Below are 20297 nucleotides of genomic sequence, written 5' to 3'. Positions count from 1 at the left end.
GCAGAGAGATAGGCGGAGCAATATTTGGCGATCTGTATCGTTTTGATGCTGTTTGGTGCTTTATTAGCATCAACTAGCATCATATTGAGCTGGGCGAGGTTAAATGCCTGTCTTATGATGAGAGCAGTGTCTGGCGTTATAAGGCAATGACTAAGTAGGGGGGTGAAGCGACAATGACGGATGATTTTCCACAGAACCTGCGACTGCTGTGCGGTTACTATAAATCGATCTCTGATGTGTGCCGACGTTTGGGTATTAATCGTTCGCAGTTCAACCGTTATCTGAATGGTCGCAGTCAGCCATCGGCTAACATGATGCTGAAACTGTGTGATTTTTTTGGTGTCGAAGAGCATGAGATCCACCTGCCCCATAGCCAGTTTGAGCGCTTAGTTAAGGTGCGCCCCCGCAGAATCGAAGAGGAGGCAGCCTCGCCATTGTCTGATAGTTTTGATCAGCTAAAGGCTCTGAACGCCTTGTCCCGGCTGGAGAAATATCTGGGCTATTATTTCGAGTATTACCAGTCCATGGCTTGCCCTGGGCGTATATTGAGGACCCTTATCTGTCTTGAGCAACATGATGATCAGGTCTTCTACCAACGTACCGAGCGATTAAGGCCCACTCCGGGAGAAAAGATCTGTCATGGGGTGTATCGGGGTATGGCTCATCTGTTGGTCGACCGTATCTTTCTGGTGGACTACGAAACCCAAACCGGTAATGAGATGACCCAGACCATTCTATTTCCCTCGTTCAAAAACCGGCTGACCCGGTTAAATGGCCTGAAGCTGGGGGTATCCGGTAGCGGTGAGCGTATGCCTTGTTGTGCCCGCGTTGTGTATGAGTATCTGGGAACTGATGTTGATAAACACAAAGCCCTGTCACTTTGCGGTTTATACGATCAGGACACAGATGAGATTGATACAGCATTAAAACAAGCGATCACCAATAGCATCAGTCCTGAAGAGTGGCATTTTCGGGCACTGCCTTATTAACCCAAGTCATGCTGGGGAAATAGCTCCTGTAAAGCATAAATGACAGTGTAATCCTGTTAAAAGAGGCTACAGAAAGGCATTTATTGTAAAGGGGCAAAGAAATTTAATTTAATTTGTGAGACGCTTATTGTGTAAATATTTTAAGGGAAGGTTCTGTTTTGGTCCGAGTATTACTGGCCACTGTTTTATTGCTCTTGAATACCCCTCTGTTTGCCGCAACAAGCCACGGTTATTTGGGGGTATTTGGGGGGGAGTTAAAGGTGGACGGTATGGAAACCAAGAAGGCTAAGCCTCTGATTTATACCCTTGGATATCGATTGAGCTCGCTTTTGGCTTTTCAGCTGGAATATTCAGAGTCAGAGTTTATAGGCGAGTTGGGTACTGGCCGCAATGCGGTGCCTTTAGATATCGATTACTCAACAACGGGGGCTTATCTGATGATGATTCACCCGCTGGGAAGTTGGGTCGATCTTAACCTGAAGTATGGTTATGTTGAGATCGATTATAATTTCTTAAAACCTGATGCGAATGCTGTTTATGAAGAGCGTTTTTCATCACAAGGTCAGGCTTATGGCGGTGGTCTGACATTAAAAACGTCTAACTCTCTTGTACTGACTTTCGATTATACTCAATTGCGGGATGACGCCTCGCAGATCAGTGCGGGTGTTGAGGTCGATTTATAGTTACTAAGCAGAATAAAAATGCCCCGATTCAGTCGGGGGCATTTTTATATCAGAGAGATAAGGGTTACTTTACAAAGCATCTAACGCCTCAGAAAGCTTGGTCACACCGATAACCTCCATCCCTTCGATTGCTGCTTTTGGTTTGTTCGCTTTAGGAACAATCGCCCGCTTGAAGCCATGTTTTGCCGCTTCGCGAATACGTTCCTGACCACTTGGGACAGGACGGATCTCTCCTGATAAGCCGACTTCACCAAATATCACCAGATCATGAGGCAGCGGTTGGTTTCTGAGGCTGGATACCACCGCCAGCAACAAGGCAAGATCCGCACTGGTTTCCAGCACTTTGACCCCGCCAACAACGTTAACAAACACATCCTGATCACCGGTAAACAGACCGCCATGTTTATTCAGAACCGCTAGCAACATCGCCATTCTGTTGGTATCCAGGCCGACACTGATACGGCGAGGGTTGGCCATATGGGACTCATCCACCAGCGCCTGAATCTCCACCAGCAGCGGGCGGGTGCCTTCCCAGATCACCATCACGACGCTGCCTGGTGCTTCCTCTTCTTCTCTGCTCAGGAAGATAGAGCTGGGGTTTTTGACTTCCCGTAAGCCATTTTCCAGCATAGCGAATACGCCAAGTTCATTGACAGCACCAAAGCGGTTCTTCTGGCCACGCAGTGTCCGGAAGCGGCTGTCCTCTGAGCCTTCCAGCAGCAGGGAGGCATCGATCATATGTTCCAGCACCTTAGGACCTGCCAGAGAACCATCTTTGGTGACATGGCCCACCAGTAACAGCACGGTACCGGTTTGTTTGGCGAAGCGGGTCAATGCTGCAGCGCATTCCCGTACCTGGCTGACACTGCCGGGAGCGGACTGTATATCATCAAGATGTACAACCTGAATTGAGTCCACCACAAGAACCTTGGGCTTCATCTGTTCAGCGGTATTCAGAATGGCTTCGACGCTGGTTTCAGGCAGCATCTTAAGGCCCTGAGTAGGTAGATTGAGGCGCTGGGCGCGCATGGCTACCTGCTGCAGAGATTCTTCACCGGTAATGTAGAGGGCTGACATCTGCTGGGATAGCTGGCAAAGAACCTGTAGCAGAAGCGTAGACTTACCGGCTCCCGGGTGGCCGCCTAACAGGATGGCGGAGCCCGGTACCATACCGCCTCCCAAAACCCGGTCAAACTCACTGATGGTGCTGCTGAAGCGTGGCAGCTCCTGTAGATTGACCTCAGACAGATCCTGAATCTGACCATTGGCCGCCCCGGCGTAGCCGCTTCGGCCTCCCCCTGAATTCGCCGTTTTCCGGCTATTAGCGGGAGCCAGGCGGACCTCCTGTACTGTATTCCACTGACCGCACTGGCTGCACTGCCCCTGCCATTTCTGATAGTCTGCGCCACAGTCGATGCAGACGAAACCGGTTTTTGCTTTTGCCATGATGATGCCTTGTTGTCTCTCTAGTGCAATCAGAAGTGGGTAAATATACAGTATTTATCCAGGCTTGTAGATGTCCGATGTCCCCTGTGTTGATCGGCTTCAATACCTGCAGTAATAGCCAATAGTTGTGAGAGTACGAATCTGTCAGCGCACAATTTGGACAGAAGCGTGTAGGTCTTTAATTCCTTTATGCTATAAGTGGCTTGTTTTTTCTGCGTTAAAGGCATATAAAACAGAGAACAGATAATAAAATCATGGAGCTAAACAACCTTATGAAACGTGAAACTATCGCCCTGCACCACGGCTATACCTCTGACAACCAGAATGCGGTTGCCGTGCCGATTCACCAGACAACGTCTTTCTCTTTTGATGATGCCCAACATGCTGCAGATCTGTTTGATCTGAAAGTGACCGGTAACATCTATTCGCGCATTATGAATCCAACCTGTGATGTGCTTGAACAGCGTGTTGCCGCGCTGGAAGGTGGTATTGCGGCACTGGCGGTTAGCTCCGGTATGGCTGCGATTACTTATTCGATCCAGACCATCGCCTCTACCGGCGATAACATCGTTTCTATCAGTGAGTTGTATGGTGGGACCTACAACCTGTTTGCTCATACACTACCGCGTCAGGGTATTGAGGTTCGTTTTGCTGACAAAGATGATTTTGCCGGTATCGAAGCACTGATCGATGACAAAACCCGTGCGGTTTACTGTGAGTCCATCGGCAATCCATCCGGGGGTATTGTGGATGTTGCCAAGCTGGCTGAGATCGCTCACAAACATGGTGTGCCGGTGATTGTGGACAATACCGTTGCAACGCCTTTCCTGTGGCGTCCGATTGAACAGGGGGCTGATATTGTTGTTCACTCTGCCACCAAATATATCGGCGGTCACGGTACAACCATCGGTGGTGTCATTGTTGATTCCGGTAAATTCCCTTGGGCAGAGCATGCTGATCGCTTCCCTCTGCTGAATGAGCCTGATGTTTCCTACCACGGTGTGAGCTATACCCGTGACGTGGGTGAGGCGGCCTTTATTGCCCGTGCCCGTGTTGTGCCTCTGCGTAATATGGGGGCTGCATTGTCAGCTCAGAGCGCATGGAATCTGTTGCAGGGGCTGGAAACGCTTTCTCTGCGTGTTGAGCGCATCTGCGAAAATACCCAGAAAGTTGCCGAGTTCCTGCAGAAACATGAGCAGGTAAGCTGGGTGAAATATGCGGGTCTTTCAGATCATAAAGACAATGCACTGGCTAAAGAGTACATGGGTGGTCATGCCTCCGGTATTCTGAGCTTTGGTATCAAAGGCGGCCGTGAAGCGGGTGCTAAATTCTACGATGCTCTGCAGCTGATTTTGCGTCTGGTTAATATTGGCGATGCGAAAAGTTGTGCGGCGATTCCTGCAGCAACGACTCACCGTCAGCTGAATGATGAAGAGCTGCTGTCTGCGGGCGTCTCTGCGGATATGGTGCGTTTGTCGATCGGTATTGAGCATATCGACGATATTCTGGCGGATCTTGATCAGGCGCTTAAAGCAGCGGTTTAATTTTCGGATCAATAAAAACAGGAGCATAAGGCTCCTGTTTTTATTAGCATATTTGTTCATTATCTATTAATTACTAAAAACTAGTTGAGTCTTGATGATGTCCCTGGGAAGGTTGGGTACCCTATTTTTTTTGTTGTCGGTGTCGCAACTTTCTGTTGCCGGGTCTCCTCCTTCATCCGTGTGGCGACTGGGCATTCCTGTTTGGTTGGGAGCTATCGCTACCTCTAATGTTGTTAATGCAGATTCATTTTCACTGGGGAGTGGCAGCTCCGGGCGAGTCATATCAAATGAAATTACGCTTCGCTGGAATAGCGAATCTGGTTACCGGTTTGATGATGGCTTTTGGCTGAGCAGTTACCAGCAATTCAGCTACACCATGTGGCAGGTTGAAGGCCTTAAGTTGAGTCATGAGACTGCTAATAATACTGTTGATATTATTCAGGGGTTTCGCTGGAATTTTGCCGATTTTAGACTGTTGAGTTATGTTGATACTTCTTTAGGTCTGAGCGTGCAGGCCAATGATGAAGTAGGCGGGATTAAGCTTGGTGATGTATTACAGTTCACTGAATATACGGGTATCGGAGGATATTTTTCGCCTCGTTGGCAGTGGGATTTTGGTGTCCGGCATTACTCCAATAACTATATGTATCGTGATAATAACGGCATAAATTTTTACCGCTTCATCATCAGTTATAATTATCAGAAATAGATTAGTGTTTCTCTCCTGACCCCCAAGTCATCCCTTTCTCTTGTTTATCAGCAATTGCTTGATTACTCTATTTGTCATACAAATATAAGTATGTCTTGCAGTCCATTGCAGGATAATGTGTGCTAACAATAAAAATGCGAAGCAGTGAAAGGAGATTTACATGGCTCAGTTTTTAAGTCGTTTCCCGGTGCCGGAAACTATTGAACATCTGCCGGAAGATCTGAAAGAGCGTATTCTGGGCGTTCAGGAAAAGGCCGGTTTTGTTCCGAATGTTTTCCTTATGCTGGCGCATCGCCCGCTGGAAGCCCGTGCATTCTTCGATTACCACGATGCGCTGATGGATCGTGAATCGGATACGCTGACACCGTCTGAGAAAGAGATGATTGTGGTGGCGACCAGTTCGCGCAATCAGTGTCTGTATTGTGTCGTTGCCCACGGTGCAATCCTGCGAATCTACAGCAAGAACCCGCTGGTTGCAGATCAGGTGGCAGTCAACCATAAAACAGCAGATATCAGCGAGCGTGAGCGTGTCATGCTTGATTTCGCTTTCTATATTTCCCGTGAGGTTGGTGAGCTGAATGAGGAGTGGGAGCAGAAACTGCAGTCTGTCGGTTTCAGTCAGGATGATATCTGGGATATCGGTTCGATTTCAGCCTTCTTTGGCTTGTCGAATCGACTGGTTAGTCTGACTAATACGCCACCAAATCCCGAGTTTTATCTGATGGGGCGGATACCGAAAGAGAAATAAAGATCTGCTTTGGCTGATACAAAAAAACCGCGGGCATTTGATTATGGCCGCGGTTTTTTTATGGCTTGTAGAGGCGTTACGCGGTAGCGAAGACTCAGTGTCCCGCTTTAAACATGACAGCAACGGCAAATAGCATCAGTAGCATGGTCGAGATCATCCAGAAGCTGAACAGTCTATCCAGACGGCGACTTAGCGTATCGACCCGACTTCCGAGCTTGCCGGCTCTCTCATTGAGTTGTTGCTGATTAGCTGTCCGGTCATCATCCAGGCTTTGGCGCAGTCGCTTTTGCTTGTCGTTTAGTTCGGTCACCTTCTCCCGAAGATGGCGATTCTCCTCTTCAAGCCTAACCAGACGTTCCCGGGTTTCCAGCTGAAGTTGCAGGCTGGTCAGCTCATGCTCCGGTGACAGATCCTGATGTGAGGCCGGTTCCGAACGCGTTTCTGTGTTCATACTACTTCCTTACCGGATCTGCTCCGGATCGATGGGACAATTCCCTGCTTCAGTAAAAGATCGGTTTACTGGTGGTAACGCGCACTCAGCTCGTGAACCGCATCAACGAACACCTTAGCCTGCTCAGGATTCGCAAACTGGTTGATACCATGGCCCAGGTTGAATACATGACCGTTGCCATAACCGTAGCTGTCCAGAATGCGGGCAACTTCAGCTTTAATGCCAGCCGGTGAGCCAAACAGGACGTTAGGGTCCATGTTGCCCTGCAGAGCAACGCGGCCTTTGGTACGGGCACGAACATCGCTCAGTTCTGTCGTCCAGTCCAGACCCACAGCATCAGCACCCGCAGCGGCGATATGCTCGATCCACTGACCGCCATTCTTGGTGAACAGAATAACCGGAATTTTACGGCCTTCATGTTCACGGATCAGGCCGTGTACGATCTGCTCCATGTATTTCAGGGAGAACTCCAGATATGCCGGTGTACTCAGTGCACCACCCCAGGTATCAAAGATCTGTACTGCCTGAGCGCCTGCCAGAATCTGGGCATTCAGGTAGCTGGTAACGGACTCGGCCAGTTTATCCAGCAGCTGGTGCAGGGTATCCGGCTGGCCGTACAGCATGCCTTTGATATGACGGAATTCTTTGCTGGAGCCACCTTCAACCATATAGGTGGCCAGTGTCCAGGGACTGCCGGAGAAACCGATCAGAGGTACACGACCATTCAGCTCGTTACGAATGGTGGATACCGCATTCATAACATAGCCCAGATCTTTGTTAGCATCCGGAATGGGCAGAGCATCAACGTCAGCCTGAGTGCGAACCGTCTTTCTGAATTTAGGGCCTTCGCCTTCTTCAAAATAGAGGCCAAGATCCATCGCATCCGGAATGGTCAGGATGTCGGAAAACAGGATAGCGGCATCCAGATCGAATCGCTCCAGAGGCTGAATAGTTACTTCGCAGGCCAGATCGGCATTGCGGCAAAGATCCATAAAGCTGCCAGCCTGTGCGCGGGTTGCTTTGTACTCAGGCAGATAACGGCCCGCCTGACGCATCATCCAGACAGGGGTTACATCGACAGGTTGGCGCAGCAGCGCGCGGAGGAAACGATCGTTTTTCAGTTCAGTCATGATCTCATAAACCGGTTTAGACGTATGACATCGGCCTGCGGAAACTGTGTTCCCGCTGCCGGAGTATTTGTGCCTATTGTACCGGAGACAGCCCCTCTCGCTAGCATAAAAGTCAAAGTTCCTGCAGGTAAAATTGAGCAATAGCACTTAAGTCGAGTTTCGGGTTAACACTGTTTTAAGTTGTTGAAAGGATGACAAATGTCAACTCGCTGCTAGAATGCTTGGTCTTCTAAGCCAGAAAAATTGGCCTTCTGATATCCGGTAGAGGTGAACCGTGTCTGTAACATTTATCGCATCCTCCAAGCTGCCCACGCCATGGGGAGTATTTTCTATGCACGGCTTCGAAGATCCGGAAACCGGGAAAGATCATGTGGCTTTGTCCATGGGCGACTTTTCCGATGGCGAGCCGGTACTGGCGCGGGTTCACTCAGAGTGTCTGACCGGTGATGCTCTGTTCAGCATGCGTTGTGATTGTGGCTATCAGCTACAGGAAGCTCTCAAACGTATTGCGACAGAAGGACGTGGTGTACTCCTCTATCTGCGCCAGGAAGGTCGTGGTATCGGCCTGTTGAATAAGATTAAGGCTTACCATCTGCAGGATGCTGGTGCGGATACCGTTGAAGCAAACGAACAACTGGGTTTTGGCGCTGATATGCGCGAATATACCATGTGCCAGCCGATGCTGAGTCATCTGGGGGTTAAAAGGGTTCGCCTGATGACCAATAACCCGCGCAAGGTGAAAGCGCTGGCTAATTATGGTGTTGAAGTGGCAGAGCGGGTGGCGATTCAGACCGGTATGAATCCTCACAACGAAGGCTATCTGGCGACAAAGGCAGGTAAATTGGGCCATATGATGGATCTGGATAACTTTACTCAGGCAGACGATGTGGATATCAATCGCACTAAGCCGGTGGATATCTGATCAGAGGTTAAGCCGCAATCTGCAGTAATGAAAAAAGGATGCCACTGGGCATCCTTTTTTGTCTTTGCGATCTCACGCTGTGCTGAGAACTGAGCTGTTTTAGTCCAGCTTACTCAGATAGGTCTGGATACTGGCTTCGATACCCTTGGCATCAAGCCCGCATTCACTCAGTAATTGAGCCGGACTGCCCTGATCGACCCAGCGATCCGGTAAACCCAGATTCAGCACGGGGCGAAGAACGGCCTGTTGCATCAGTAGCTCAATAACGCCGCTACCGGCACCGCCTGCAATGGCATTTTCTTCTACGGTTACTAACAGGTCGTAATCTTTGGCGGCTTCCAGTATGGCATTCTGATCCAGCGGCTTAACAAAGCGCATATTGATCAGGCCATAGCCATGCTTCTCGGCGACTTCCTGAGCCGGTGCCACCATGGAGCCAAAGGCCAGAATAGCAACCTTTTTACCCTGAGCATTTGCTGTGCCCGACAAGCGCTTTTCGGCCTGGCCTATCGGCAATGCCGTCATCTGTTGTTGAATCTCAACGCCCGGGCCGGTACCCCGTGGATAACGAACCGCCGCAGGGCCTTCATACTGATAGCCGGTATAGAGCATCTGACGGGTTTCGTTTTCATCCGCCGGAGCCATGATGACCATGCCGGGAACGCAACGCAGGAAGCTCAGGTCTAGCGTACCGTGGTGGGTCGGGCCATCTTCACCGACAAGACCGGCACGGTCGATGGCGAAAAGAACGTCCAGATTCTGAACTGCAACATCATGCACCAGCTGATCATAGCCACGCTGCAGGAATGTCGAGTAGATCGCTACAACGGGTTTTAGCCCGTCACAAGCCATACCGGCCGCCAGTGTGACAGCATGTTGTTCCGCGATAGCCACATCAAAATAACGCTCAGGGTATTGCCTGGAGAACTCGATCAGATCCGAGCCTTCCCGCATCGCCGGGGTGATACCCATCAGGCGTTTATCCTCAGCCGCCATATCGCAAAGCCATTGCCCAAAAATATTGGAGTACTTAGGTTTTGATATAGGCTTAGGCGCTGGTTTTACAACGGGTTCACTGGCTTCAGATTGGTGTTCTTTTTCCAGTTTGGTAATGGCGTGGTAACCAATGGGGTCTGCTTCAGCAGGTGCAAAGCGTTTACCTTTGCGGGTAATCACATGCAGGAATTGTGGGCCGCTCAGGTCTTTGACGTTGTTCAGGGTGTTAACCAGTGAATGCACATCGTGACCATCAATCGGGCCGATATAGTGAAAGCCCATCTCTTCGAACAGGGTGCTGGGCGATACCATACCTTTCATATGTTCTTCGGTCTTGCGCGCCAGTTCCCAGGCCATCGGCAACTTGGACAGCACTTTTTTGCTGCCCTCACGCATCCGTGTATAGGCTTTGCTGGAAAGAATCTTGGCCAGATAGGTGGCAAAGCCGCCGACATTCTCCGAGATCGACATCTCGTTGTCGTTCAGAATCACCAGCAGGTTGGCATCAACGTGGGCGGCGTGAGACAGGGCTTCAAACGCCATGCCTGCCGTCATCGCGCCATCGCCGATAATGGCGGCAACATGACGGTTCAGCCCCTGTTCTCGAGAGGCAATGGCCATGCCCAGCGCGGCGCTGATGGAGGTGCTGGAGTGACCGACACCAAAGGTGTCGAATTCTGACTCAGCACGCTTCGGAAACGCCGCGATGCCATCGTACTGGCGGATTGTGTGCATCTGCTCGCGACGGCCGGTCAGGATCTTATGGGGATATGCCTGATGGCCGACATCCCAGACCAGTCGATCATCAGGGGTATTAAAAGCAAAGTGCAGCGCTACCGTTAACTCAACCACACCCAGTCCGGCACCAAAATGCCCGCCGGTCTGGCCAACAGAATACAATAAGAACTCCCTAAGCTCGTTCGATAGCTGAGGGAGTTGATTGATATCCAGTTTGCGCAGATCTTCAGGCAGGGCTATCTGATCCAGCAAGGGGGTTGCTGGCCGGGTTAGCGGAATTTCCTGGAACAGTGTGTAGTCGGGCATAGGCATAAATTCTGTTCTAACCGTTTAGTGATTACGCTGAATCACATAACGAGCCAGCTCTCTCAAAAGATGGGCTTCCGGGCCGAAACCTTCCAGTGCAGACAAGGCTGTCTCAACCAGTTCGTGTGCTTTGGCTTTTGCCTGTTCAAGCCCCAGCAGGGCCGGATAGGTCGGTTTATCCAGTGCGGCATCAGCACCAGCCTGTTTACCTAGTGTGGTGGTGTCACCCTCAACATCAAGAATGTCATCCTGTACCTGAAAGGCTAGTCCCAGCGCCTGAGCGTATGTTGTCAGTGATTCCAGTTGCTTGGTGGAGGCGTTACCGGCTATAGCGCCCATACGGACGCTGGCTCGGATCAGAGCACCGGTTTTATGACGATGCATATTCTCCAGCGCTGAGACATCAAGCGTATGCCCAACGGAAGAAAGGTCAATCATCTGTCCGGCAACCATGCCCAGTGCCCCACTTGCTTGCGTCAATTCGGTCAGCAATGATAACAGGTGTTCAGGGGTGCTGTGTTGCAGTAGTGCTGAGAATGCTGCTGTCTGCAGTGCATCACCGGCCAGAATGGCAGTTGCCTCATCAAACTTTATGTGACAGGTCGGCTGACCGCGACGAAGATCGTCATCATCCATTGCCGGTAGGTCGTCGTGGACAAGGGAATAGGCGTGAATCAGTTCTACGGCAGCAGCTGGAGCATCGGCGGCTTCAATCTGACCTGTAACGGCCTGGCACGCGGCATAGGCCAGAATAGGTCTAAAGCGCTTACCACCATTGAATACGCTGTAGCGCATCGCTTCCAGCAACTGGCCGGAGGCTGAGTCGGACGAAGAAAGAAGCTGGTCAAGCTGGCGGTCAGAACGCTCCATTAGGGGCCTGATTTGTTCTTGGATGCTCACGTTGGGTTACTATTCCGTAATGGTAGGTGGTGATAAAGGCACTTCGCTCAGCTGGCCATTGTCTTCCAGTAACTGGCCGACTTTCTGTTCGGCCTGGGTGAGCTTATTCTGGCAGTCTCTGATCAGGCGGATACCACCTTCAAAGGCTTTCAGAGATTCTTCCAGAGAGAGTTCACCCGCCTCAAGCTGGGAGACCAGTTGCTCCAATTCGGCCATTTTACCCGCAAAGTCTTTTGCTTTGGGTTGAGCCATCACCAAACCTCCGAATGTCTACCGCTTAGCGCAAATCGGCAGACGTTACCGGAGAATATCCATTGGTTCAATAGCGAAAAATAAGCGAATAAAATTAGGATTATAAACTCTAATTAAATCAAGAGGTTGTAATTTTATTAAGGCCTTGAATAAGAGAAATACCAACCGAGCATTGCTGTGTCACTAAAACTCTTGGGGCAAAGCCATTCAACACATGAGGAAAAGCCGCTATTATACGCGCAGAATTTAAAAAGTTGCATAATGTTACAAAAGCTTCTCTAAGCTGAATTATGTGCTATTTCTTTGTTAGAACCACCAACTTCGTATCAAGGAACCAAGGAGTTCTCTGTGGATATAGCTACCCTGCTTGGTATTATCGGCGCAATCGGTATCGTTGCTATGGCAATGGTTCTCGGTGGCGACCCCGTAATTTTTGTCAGTATTCCATCCATTCTTATTGTTGTTGGTGGTTCGCTGTTCGTGGTTCTTGCAAAGTACAGTTTGGGGCAGTTTTTGGGTGCGATTAAGGTTGCAGCCAAGGCGTTTGCATTCAAGCTGGAGTCCACAGAAGAGATTATCGGCGTACTGGTTGATGTTGCCCAGGTGGCTCGTAAAGGCGGTCTGCTGGCTTTGGAAGATAAAGAGGTTGATAACAAATACCTGAAAAACGGTATGCAGCTGCTGGTTGATGGCCAGGACCGTGAAGTGGTGCGTACCATGCTCAGCAAAGATCGGGCAATGACGCTTGAGCGCCACAAGTGGGGGGCTAAGGTATTCTCCTCTATTGGGGATGTTGGTCCTGCCATGGGGATGATCGGTACCTTGATCGGTCTGGTTCAGATGCTATCAAACATGGATGACCCTAAATCCATTGGGCCTGCAATGGCGGTCGCTCTGTTGACGACATTGTATGGTGCTATGCTGGCGACGATGATTGCGATTCCTATTTCCGACAAGCTGACATTGCGCATGACGGAAGAAGCTCAGATTCAATCGATTATTATTGATGCTTTGCTGGCCATTCAGTCCGGTCAGAACCCGCGGGTTATTGAGGATATGCTGCGAACTTATCTACCAGCCGGTGTGCGTGATGATGCAACCTTTGACCAGCCTGCTCAGGAATAAGTGGGTCTGACGGATACGCAGGATTGTTCATAAAGCCCGTATTTTTCGGGCTTTATGCCGAAGCATTAGGTATTTCAGGATTCAAGTATGAGTGATGATGTAGAAGAGTGCGATTGCCCCCCACCGGCTGCCGCCTGGGTAATGACCTTTGCCGACCTGATGTCGCTGCTGATGTGCTTTTTTGTACTTCTGCTCTCCTTTTCTGAGATGGATGTCACTAAATTTAAGCGCCTTGCTGGTGAGTTATCCAAAGCTTACGGCATTCAGCGCCAGATTCAGGCAAATGATATCCCTATGGGAACCAGCGTGATTATGGAGAATTACACGCCGGGTAAGCCTGAGCCAAATCCGTTGGAAATTATTCAGCAAAAAACCACGGAGCTGGAGTCAAAATTAAGAACCGAGAATGTTGATACGGTAACTGAGCAGCAGGTTCAGACTCAGGCCGATGCTGAGGCGATTGCCCAAATTCTCAAAGAAGAGATTGAAGAGGGCAAGATTCAGGTCGAGACCCGCAAGCGTAATATTATTATTCGGGTTGAAGAGAAAGGCTCTTTCTCTCCGGGTAGTGCGGTGCTATCTGAGCAGTTTGAGTTAGTGATGGATAAAATTCGTCAGGCCCTGGCATCGACCCCCGGAAAGATCACTATTGAAGGGCACACGGATGATATTCCGATTAATACGGATCGCTTCCGCTCTAACTGGGATCTGTCATCCGCGCGTGCATCTTCTGTGGCTTTTGAGTTAGAGCTGGATAATCTGGTGGAGTCATCCCGGATGAAGGTGATCGGTTTTGCTGATACTAAGCCGTTGGTGCCGAATGACAGCCGTGAAAGCCGGGCAAAAAACCGCCGGGTAGAGATTGTGGTTGATCAGGGTGCCAATGAAGAAAACGGTGCCATCAGCTTCCTTGAGGAGCAGAACGAAGAAGCTAAGGCTCAGGGGAGTGAGATCAATCTTGAGATTGAAGAACGAGTGTTTGAGTTAAAACCGGAAGAGGTTTTTTGATCTCGTAGAGCGTGATCGCTAAGTGGTTTTTATGTGAGCCCCATACCTGATGACTGCTTGGGTATGGGGCTTCTGTTTTATATGGTGTTATTTACTTGGGTTGAGTTAAGTGCTCAGATCTCCAGTTCAGCCTGAGCCTCTTCCAGCTCTTCCGACAGTAGCATCCACTCTTCTTCAATGGTTTCGGAAGCGGTACTGAGCTCACCCTGCTTTTTCAGCAGCACTTGCAGCCGGTCTTTGTTTTCATCCTGATAGATCTCAGGTTCTGCCAGTTCCATCTCGATCTTGCTCAGTTCGGCCTGAACCTTATCCAGCTCTGCTTCCAGCTTATCGACCTTTTTCTTCAGCGGCCGCAATTGCTCCCGACGCTGAGCCGCCAGGCGGCGCTCTTCTTTCCGGTCCCGCTTCTCTTCGACAGGTGCAGCGGAGTCAGTCTCAGAGCTATCCCCCTGAGGCTCCTTCTGCAGCGCCAGTGTCCGGTTTTTCAGCCAGACATGGTAATCCTCCAGATCACCCTCAAACGGCTGCACAGCGCCATCACACACCAACCAGAACTCATCAACCGTATTGCGCAGCATGTGCCGGTCGTGGGATACCAGAATGACGACACCGGGAAATTCCTGCAGAGCAAAGGTCAGTGCCAGACGCATCTCCAGATCCAGGTGGTTGGTCGGCTCATCGAGCAACAGGAGATTCGGCTTCTGCCAGGCGATCAGCGCCAGCGCAAGACGCGCCTTCTCACCACCGGAGAAGCGACTGACCTCGGTCTCGACATCATCACCCCGGAAGCCAAAGCTCCCCAGATAGTTACGGATCTCCTGTTCGGAAACCTTCGGTGACAGGCGCTGAATATGCAGCAGTGCCGAAGCGTTAAGGTCCAGCGACTCCAGCTGGTGCTGGGCAAAGTAGCCCACCTGCAGATTCTCACCCGGCGTGTAGATCCCGGAGACCACGGGCAGGTCGCCCACCAGCGTCTTAATCAGGGTCGATTTACCGGCTCCGTTCGGCCCCAGAAGACCGACACGCATCCCCGGCAGCAGGGTGAAGTTCACCTGATTCAGAATCACACTGCTGTCGCCGTAACCGATATTGGCATCATCCATCACCAGCAGGGGTGACGAGGTTTTCTCGGTGCAGGGAATGGTGAACTGAAAAGGTGAATCCACATGGGCCGGAGCGATCTTCTCCATACGCTCCAGCTCTTTCACCCGACTCTGCGCTTGTTTGGCTTTGGACGCCTTGGCTTTAAAACGACGGACAAAGTTTTCGATCTCGGCGATACGGGTCTGCTGCTTCTCAAACTGTGCCTGCTGTTGCGCCAGACGCTGAGCACGCATCACCTCAAAGGCTGAATAGTTACCGCGATACAGGTTAATCTTCTGCTGCTCAAAGTGGGCGATATGCTCCACCACACTATCCAGAAAATCCCGGTCGTGGGAGATCAGCAGCAGAGTGCCGGGGTACTGACGCAGCCAGTTTTCCAGCCACAGAGTCGCATCCAGATCCAGGTGGTTGGTAGGCTCATCAAGCAGCAGCAGATCCGACGGCATCAAAAGCGCCTGTGCCAGATTGAGGCGGATACGCCAACCACCGGAGAAGGACTGCACCGGCTGCTGCGTCTGCTCCATGGTAAAACCAAGACCTAACAGCAGCTGCTCCGCCCGGTTAGGAGCCGTGTAGCCATCCAGCGTTTCCAGCTCGGCGTGCAGCCGGGCGATGGCATGGTTGTCACCCTCTGCTTCCGCTTTAGCCAGATCTTCCTGCACTTTGCGCAACGGCTTATCGCCGTCCAGCACATAGTCCAGCGCGGTTTTGTCACGGGCATGAACTTCCTGCGCCATGTGGGCGATACGTAACTGAGCCGGAATCAGCAGCTCACCGGCATCCTGATGCAGCTCACCTAAAAGCAGTTTAAACAGACTGGACTTACCGGCACCGTTGGAGCCGACAACACCGATTCGCTGACCACGGTGGATAATCAGGGAGGTATTTTGCAGGAGAGAGAGACTTCCCCGTTGCAGGCTCAGGCCTTCTAATGTAATCATGTGATTTTACTGTCAAAAATTGTAGCGTGCGGGAATTGAAGCCTGGATCAGATCGCGCAAAACAAAAAGAATAATGATGAGCCCGGAGGCCGGCAACCATGTCAGAACTTACCTTGGCGTATGATAACCCATTCTGGCGTTTTTCTACGAAACTCTATCGCCTTGAAAGTGTAGAGTCGGCCTGTATTTACCTGCAGGACCATCAGGGCGTCATGGTTAACCAGCTGCTGTTCAGCTGTTGGCTGACCACACAGAATGTCTGTTTTACCAAAGATTGGCCACAGCAGGTTGAACCCGTCCTTGGTTGGCACAATCAATTTGTCGTCCCCCTACGCAAACAACGCCGCCAGTTAAAGCCAATGGCGGATATGGAAACTCATCTGGCCGATATGCGCGAACATCTGCTTTCTGCAGAGTTGATCGCAGAACAACACGAACAGGCTCTGCTTTACCTGCTTTACTCTCTGAAGAAAGGCATGCAAAGCTGCCATGACAGAGAAACAGCCCTTCGAACCAATATTCGCTTTACTCTCAAAGACGCCCAAATGACGGCCACTGCTCAGCAGCAGTTGAAAAACCTGCTGGAACTGGTGGTTGATGAGGATATCGCCCAGTCGATCATCGTCGGTCTGGCGGCAGACCTGGATCAGAACGCTCAGGACTAAGTTGTGAAACTTATTATCAAACTGCTGATTATTCTGGTTATCAGCGCGGTCATTGCCCCCCTCTATATCAAAGGCCCCGATGGCAAGCCCTTAATGCAGATCAGCGACCCGCTACCTGCGAATATTCTGCCGCGTGCGATGATTGAGCCACTGGGTATAACACCTCAAACAAGCACTGTCAGGGCATCATCATCTGAGCCTCAAAGCGCTATCTATCGGTGGCAGGATGAGAAGGGACAATGGCACTACGGTGACACCCCACCTGCCCACACCGCAAGCGAAAGTGTTACCCTACAATCAGTGAACACCCTGCCTGCGCCTAAAAAACAGGTGCAACAAAACAGGAACACAGGCGTTCAGCTGCAGTCTGATGTTAAATCCGAAGATAAAGCGGCAGACCTGATCTCCGGACTACCGGACAGCATCGACCCAGCGGACACCGCAGCCCTGCTGAAACAGGTTCAAGAGACACAACGCATTATTAAGGAACGTCAGGCCCGTATCGACGCCCTGATAAACGATCAATAACAGAAGGCCGGAGGCGGCAAACGCAGCCCGACCGGAAATAAGCAGACCCATTAAGGAGTTTTCATGAAAAAAGTGCTACTCACCCTGACCCTCAGCAGCCTGCTGGCCGCTCCGGTTATGGCGGACACTACCCCAAAAACTGAAGAGGATCGCCTGAGTTATAGCCTGGGTCTGATTATGGGTCAGCGTCTGCAGCAGGATTTCGAAAACCTGGATGTAGATATGCTGGCTCAGGCCATCAAGGACACCTATGCTGGTGACCTGAAAATGACCGAAGCCGAAGTGCGTGAAACCATGCAGGCATTCCAGCAGAAGAAAATGTTGGAGCAGCAGGAAGCACAGGCTAAAGCTGCCGAAGCTAATCTGAAAGCCGGCCAGAAATTCATGAAGGAAAACGGTAAGAAGAAAGGCGTTGTAACCACAGAGTCCGGTCTGCAGTATCAGGTTCTTACCGCTGGTAGTGGTGCAAAACCTGCACTAACCGATCAGGTTAAAGTGCACTATGAAGGCAAACTGTTGAACGGTGAAGTGTTCGACAGCTCTTACAAACGTGGCGAGCCTGTCACCTTTGGTCTGAATCAGGTTATTCCGGGCTGGCAGGAAGGTCTGCAGCTGATGTCTGTAGGCAGCAAGTGGAAGATCTTCATTCCGTCTGATCTGGCTTATGGCCCGGGCGGAACCGGTGGCCCTATCGGTCCGAATGAAACGCTGATCTTTGAAGTGGAACTGCTGGATATCAATCCGGAAGCTTAAGCCTCATATCTGAGGTTTAAACCTAAAAGCCCCGGACAAACACTTTGTTTGTCCGGGGCTTTTTTATGGTCAAAAAAAGAGCCGTAGCGGATAACCGCTACGGCTCTTTCGGTGCAGACTCCGGTTAAAACCGAAACAGCAACTGCTTACTTATTCTTCGCGCGCTTACGCTCATTTTCAGTCAGCAGTTTCTTACGAATACGGATCGATTCCGGTGTTACTTCTACCAGCTCGTCGTTTTCGATGAACTCCAGTGCCTGCTCCAGCGTGTGCTTGATTGGCGGAGTCAGCGTCAGCGCTTCGTCCGTACCGGAAGCACGTACGTTGGTCAGCTGCTTACCTTTAGTCGGGTTAACCACCAGGTCGTTGCTGCGGGAGTGAATGCCGATCACCTGACCTTCATACACTTCTGCACCGTGACCCAGGAACAGACGACCACGATCCTGCAGGTTAAACAGGCCGTAAGACAGGGTCTTACCTTTCACCATAGAAACCAGAACACCGTTCTGACGCTTGGCAACCTCACCATCTTTAACCGTGTCGTAACGGTCAAATACGCTGGTCATGATGCCGGAACCGGATGTCAGAGTCAGGAACTGGCCACGGAAACCGATCAGACCACGGGAAGGAACGGTGAACTCAAGCTTCACACGACCTTTACCGTCCGGCTCCATGTTGGTCAGCTCACCTTTACGCAGACCCATCTCTTCCATGATGGAACCCTGATGCTGATCTTCAACGTCGATCACAACATTTTCATAGGGTTCCATCATAACGCCGTCAACTTCCTTACGGATAACTTCCGGACGGGATACACCCATCTCGAAGCCTTCACGACGCATGGTTTCAATCAGAACCGACAGGTGAAGTTCACCACGACCGGAAACGATAAATTTGTCCGGAGAATCACCTTCAGCAACACGCAGCGCAACGTTGTGAATCAATTCCTGATCCAGACGCTCTTTGATGTTACGAGAGGTCACGAACTTACCTTCTTTACCGGCAAACGGAGAATCGTTTACCAGGAAGGTCATGCTTACGGTTGGTTCGTCAACGGTCAGAGGCGGCAGTGCTTCAACCAGCTCAGGATCACACAGAGTGTCAGAGATGCTCAGGCCATCAATACCATTGATACAAACGATGTCGCCCGCATTCGCCAAATCCGTGTCAACACGATCCAGACCCATGTAGCCCTTAACGTTCAGAACCTTACCTTTACGCTCGTTACCGGCGATGTTCTTAATCACAACCTGCTGGCCCGGCTTAAGCTGACCACGGGTGATACGGCCAATACCGATAACACCTACGTAGCTGTCATAGTCCAGTGCAGAGATCTGCATCTGGAAAGCACCTTCCGGATCAACGTCTGGCGCAGGGACACGGTCAATGATCATATCCAGCAGAGGCTTCATATCATCAGCCATCTCTTCCGGGTCATCACCCGCAATACCGTTCAGTGCAGACGCGTATACCACCGGGAAGTCCAGCTGCTCGTCAGTCGCACCCAGGCTATCGAACAGATCAAAAACCTGATCCATAACCCAGTCAGGACGAGAGCCCGGACGGTCAATTTTGTTGATCACAACAATCGGTTTCAGGCCACGCTCAAACGCTTTCGAGGTTACGAAACGGGTCTGAGGCATAGGACCGTCCTGCGCATCAACCAGCAGCAGTACACAGTCAACCATAGACAGAACACGTTCTACTTCACCACCGAAGTCAGCGTGCCCAGGAGTATCAACAATGTTGATCCGGTAATCTTCCCACTTGATGGCGGTGTTTTTCGCCAGAATGGTAATGCCACGCTCTTTTTCCTGATCGTTGGAATCCATAACACGCTCGGAACCAGCGTCTTTACGATCCAGGGTGCCGGAAAACTGAAGCAAAGAATCAACCAGAGTAGTTTTACCGTGGTCAACGTGCGCAATAATTGCGATATTGCGTAACTTATTGATATCTGAAGACATTCGGAGTATTTCGCCTGCTCAAAAATATAAGAGACCTGCCACACCAAACGATAGATAAACCCTAAAGCAACCTAAAGAGCGGACCCAGATCTCTGGAAGTTTTTGCCATCTGAAAGATGGCAAAGGAAAAATCAAAAGGTTGGAAATTGTACACACTTTACGGTTGCGGTTATATGAATTTCTTCGTCAGTACAGCAGATACCCCCTGCCTGAGCATCCATTTCCTGCAAGTCTCAAGCAAAAACAACCGGTTACGAAACACCTGAACAGACAGATCATCTCCAGTGGATAAAAAGTCGCTATTTTAACTTTCTATCTCGTCACGATCCGGTAGAATCCTGCGTTTTTTGTCGCTTTCGACACTTATCACTGCTTTAAGAAAATGGGTGAGA

At 50.6% G+C, this 20297-nt stretch carries 19 protein-coding genes; 11 read left to right on the top strand and 8 right to left on the bottom strand.

All coding sequences use genetic code 11. From position 1 onward, the window contains the following. Positions 1 to 173: 173 nt before the first annotated feature. Together AC4GL5_RS00370 and AC4GL5_RS00365 are read left to right on the top strand one after the other, a co-directional pair. Positions 174 to 989, top strand: a complete 816-nt coding sequence (locus AC4GL5_RS00370) for a helix-turn-helix domain-containing protein (protein WP_490380799.1) — start codon at positions 174 to 176, stop codon at positions 987 to 989. A gap of 158 nt (positions 990 to 1147) precedes the next feature. Beyond that, complete coding sequence (locus AC4GL5_RS00365) at positions 1148 to 1672, top strand: outer membrane beta-barrel protein (RefSeq protein ID WP_490380798.1); 525 nt, start codon at positions 1148 to 1150, stop codon at positions 1670 to 1672. Between the two features lie 69 nt (positions 1673 to 1741). Here AC4GL5_RS00365 and radA read toward each other — a convergent pair whose 3' ends face one another. Beyond that, positions 1742 to 3118: a DNA repair protein RadA gene (gene radA, locus AC4GL5_RS00360; RefSeq protein WP_490380797.1), complete on the bottom strand. Its 1377-nt coding sequence runs from the start codon at positions 3116 to 3118 to the stop codon at positions 1742 to 1744. 272 nt (positions 3119 to 3390) lie between these two features. On the opposite strand from radA, the gene AC4GL5_RS00355 reads away from it, so the two are divergent. The 3 genes from AC4GL5_RS00355 (at position 3391) to AC4GL5_RS00345 (ending at position 6119) form a co-directional block, all read left to right on the top strand. Next, entirely contained in the window at positions 3391 to 4662 is a 1272-nt protein-coding gene (locus AC4GL5_RS00355; protein WP_490380796.1) for an O-acetylhomoserine aminocarboxypropyltransferase/cysteine synthase family protein, read from the top strand. A 94-nt stretch (positions 4663 to 4756) separates the two neighbouring features. Beyond that, the gene (locus AC4GL5_RS00350; RefSeq protein WP_490380795.1) at positions 4757 to 5371 is read left to right on the top strand and encodes an acyloxyacyl hydrolase; all 615 of its coding nucleotides are present in this window, start codon (positions 4757 to 4759) and stop codon (positions 5369 to 5371) included. 160 nt (positions 5372 to 5531) lie between these two features. Then, positions 5532 to 6119 carry a peroxidase-related enzyme gene (locus AC4GL5_RS00345; protein WP_490380794.1) on the top strand — a complete coding sequence of 196 codons (588 nt, stop codon included), beginning with the start codon at positions 5532 to 5534 and terminating at the stop codon, positions 6117 to 6119. Between the two features lie 94 nt (positions 6120 to 6213). Here AC4GL5_RS00345 and AC4GL5_RS00340 read toward each other — a convergent pair whose 3' ends face one another. Further along, positions 6214 to 6570 carry a hypothetical protein gene (locus tag AC4GL5_RS00340; protein WP_490380793.1) on the bottom strand — a complete coding sequence of 119 codons (357 nt, stop codon included), beginning with the start codon at positions 6568 to 6570 and terminating at the stop codon, positions 6214 to 6216. Positions 6571 to 6635: 65 nt separating this feature from the next. Beyond that, positions 6636 to 7700, bottom strand: a complete 1065-nt coding sequence (gene hemE / locus AC4GL5_RS00335; RefSeq protein ID WP_490380792.1) for a uroporphyrinogen decarboxylase — start codon at positions 7698 to 7700, stop codon at positions 6636 to 6638. Positions 7701 to 7974: 274 nt separating this feature from the next. Here hemE and ribA point away from each other — a divergent pair, with 274 nt between their 5' ends. After that, the gene (gene ribA, locus AC4GL5_RS00330; RefSeq protein WP_490380791.1) at positions 7975 to 8622 is read left to right on the top strand and encodes a GTP cyclohydrolase II; all 648 of its coding nucleotides are present in this window, start codon (positions 7975 to 7977) and stop codon (positions 8620 to 8622) included. 99 nt (positions 8623 to 8721) lie between these two features. Here the strand turns inward: ribA and dxs are convergent, their stop codons facing one another. From dxs to AC4GL5_RS00315, 3 genes are read right to left on the bottom strand one after another with little or no spacing between them, the layout of a single operon-like run. Further along, complete coding sequence (gene dxs / locus AC4GL5_RS00325; RefSeq protein WP_490380790.1) at positions 8722 to 10668, bottom strand: 1-deoxy-D-xylulose-5-phosphate synthase; 1947 nt, start codon at positions 10666 to 10668, stop codon at positions 8722 to 8724. An 18-nt stretch (positions 10669 to 10686) separates the two neighbouring features. Beyond that, positions 10687 to 11562: a (2E,6E)-farnesyl diphosphate synthase gene (gene ispA / locus AC4GL5_RS00320; protein ID WP_490380789.1), complete on the bottom strand. Its 876-nt coding sequence runs from the start codon at positions 11560 to 11562 to the stop codon at positions 10687 to 10689. Positions 11563 to 11571: 9 nt separating this feature from the next. Continuing rightward, positions 11572 to 11814, bottom strand: coding sequence for an exodeoxyribonuclease VII small subunit (locus tag AC4GL5_RS00315; RefSeq protein ID WP_490380788.1), 243 nt, complete (start codon positions 11812 to 11814; stop codon positions 11572 to 11574). A 348-nt stretch (positions 11815 to 12162) separates the two neighbouring features. Here AC4GL5_RS00315 and pomA point away from each other — a divergent pair, with 348 nt between their 5' ends. Beyond that, positions 12163 to 12939 (top strand): flagellar motor protein PomA, encoded by a 777-nt coding sequence (pomA, locus tag AC4GL5_RS00310; protein ID WP_490380787.1) that lies wholly within the window; start codon positions 12163 to 12165, stop codon positions 12937 to 12939. A gap of 87 nt (positions 12940 to 13026) precedes the next feature. Further along, a complete protein-coding gene (locus tag AC4GL5_RS00305) occupies positions 13027 to 13947 on the top strand; it encodes a flagellar motor protein MotB (RefSeq protein ID WP_490380786.1) in 921 nt (306 codons plus the stop codon). Positions 13948 to 14060: 113 nt separating this feature from the next. On the opposite strand, the gene AC4GL5_RS00300 is transcribed toward AC4GL5_RS00305, so the two are convergent. Next, on the bottom strand, positions 14061 to 15992 hold the full coding sequence (locus tag AC4GL5_RS00300) for an ATP-binding cassette domain-containing protein (RefSeq protein ID WP_490380785.1): 1932 nt from the start codon (positions 15990 to 15992) through the stop codon (positions 14061 to 14063). A 98-nt stretch (positions 15993 to 16090) separates the two neighbouring features. On the opposite strand from AC4GL5_RS00300, the gene AC4GL5_RS00295 reads away from it, so the two are divergent. From AC4GL5_RS00295 to bamJ, 3 genes are all read left to right on the top strand, one after another. After that, on the top strand, positions 16091 to 16657 hold the full coding sequence (locus AC4GL5_RS00295) for a TIGR02444 family protein (protein ID WP_490380784.1): 567 nt from the start codon (positions 16091 to 16093) through the stop codon (positions 16655 to 16657). A 3-nt stretch (positions 16658 to 16660) separates the two neighbouring features. Continuing rightward, positions 16661 to 17185 (top strand): DUF4124 domain-containing protein, encoded by a 525-nt coding sequence (locus tag AC4GL5_RS00290; RefSeq protein ID WP_490380783.1) that lies wholly within the window; start codon positions 16661 to 16663, stop codon positions 17183 to 17185. 63 nt (positions 17186 to 17248) lie between these two features. Beyond that, positions 17249 to 17938 carry a BamJ family beta-barrel-assembly machinery protein gene (gene bamJ / locus AC4GL5_RS00285; RefSeq protein WP_490380782.1) on the top strand — a complete coding sequence of 230 codons (690 nt, stop codon included), beginning with the start codon at positions 17249 to 17251 and terminating at the stop codon, positions 17936 to 17938. 146 nt (positions 17939 to 18084) lie between these two features. On the opposite strand, the gene typA is transcribed toward bamJ, so the two are convergent. After that, positions 18085 to 19905, bottom strand: coding sequence for a translational GTPase TypA (typA, locus tag AC4GL5_RS00280; RefSeq protein ID WP_490380781.1), 1821 nt, complete (start codon positions 19903 to 19905; stop codon positions 18085 to 18087). Positions 19906 to 20297: the final 392 nt, after the last annotated feature.

The organism is Oceanospirillum sp. (assembly GCF_982874595.1).
The sequence above is the reverse complement of the archived record's forward strand: the minus strand, read 5'-3'. Positions and strand labels throughout refer to the sequence as shown.

What these genes read in the sequence shown, in the direction of transcription:
- bamJ (WP_490380782.1), top strand. Translation starts at nt 17,249, where the DNA reads ATGAAAAAAGTGCTACTCACCCTGACCCTCAGCAGCCTGCTGGCCGCT.
- AC4GL5_RS00350 (WP_490380795.1), top strand. Translation starts at nt 4,757, where the DNA reads ATGATGTCCCTGGGAAGGTTGGGTACCCTATTTTTTTTGTTGTCGGTG.
- AC4GL5_RS00355 (WP_490380796.1), top strand. Translation starts at nt 3,391, where the DNA reads ATGAAACGTGAAACTATCGCCCTGCACCACGGCTATACCTCTGACAAC.
- radA (WP_490380797.1), bottom strand. Translation starts at nt 3,118, where the DNA reads ATGGCAAAAGCAAAAACCGGTTTCGTCTGCATCGACTGTGGCGCAGAC.
- AC4GL5_RS00315 (WP_490380788.1), bottom strand. Translation starts at nt 11,814, where the DNA reads ATGGCTCAACCCAAAGCAAAAGACTTTGCGGGTAAAATGGCCGAATTG.
- AC4GL5_RS00345 (WP_490380794.1), top strand. Translation starts at nt 5,532, where the DNA reads ATGGCTCAGTTTTTAAGTCGTTTCCCGGTGCCGGAAACTATTGAACAT.
- hemE (WP_490380792.1), bottom strand. Translation starts at nt 7,700, where the DNA reads ATGACTGAACTGAAAAACGATCGTTTCCTCCGCGCGCTGCTGCGCCAA.
- AC4GL5_RS00305 (WP_490380786.1), top strand. Translation starts at nt 13,027, where the DNA reads ATGAGTGATGATGTAGAAGAGTGCGATTGCCCCCCACCGGCTGCCGCC.
- AC4GL5_RS00300 (WP_490380785.1), bottom strand. Translation starts at nt 15,992, where the DNA reads ATGATTACATTAGAAGGCCTGAGCCTGCAACGGGGAAGTCTCTCTCTC.
- AC4GL5_RS00340 (WP_490380793.1), bottom strand. Translation starts at nt 6,570, where the DNA reads ATGAACACAGAAACGCGTTCGGAACCGGCCTCACATCAGGATCTGTCA.
- AC4GL5_RS00370 (WP_490380799.1), top strand. Translation starts at nt 174, where the DNA reads ATGACGGATGATTTTCCACAGAACCTGCGACTGCTGTGCGGTTACTAT.
- typA (WP_490380781.1), bottom strand. Translation starts at nt 19,905, where the DNA reads ATGTCTTCAGATATCAATAAGTTACGCAATATCGCAATTATTGCGCAC.
- dxs (WP_490380790.1), bottom strand. Translation starts at nt 10,668, where the DNA reads ATGCCTATGCCCGACTACACACTGTTCCAGGAAATTCCGCTAACCCGG.
- AC4GL5_RS00295 (WP_490380784.1), top strand. Translation starts at nt 16,091, where the DNA reads ATGTCAGAACTTACCTTGGCGTATGATAACCCATTCTGGCGTTTTTCT.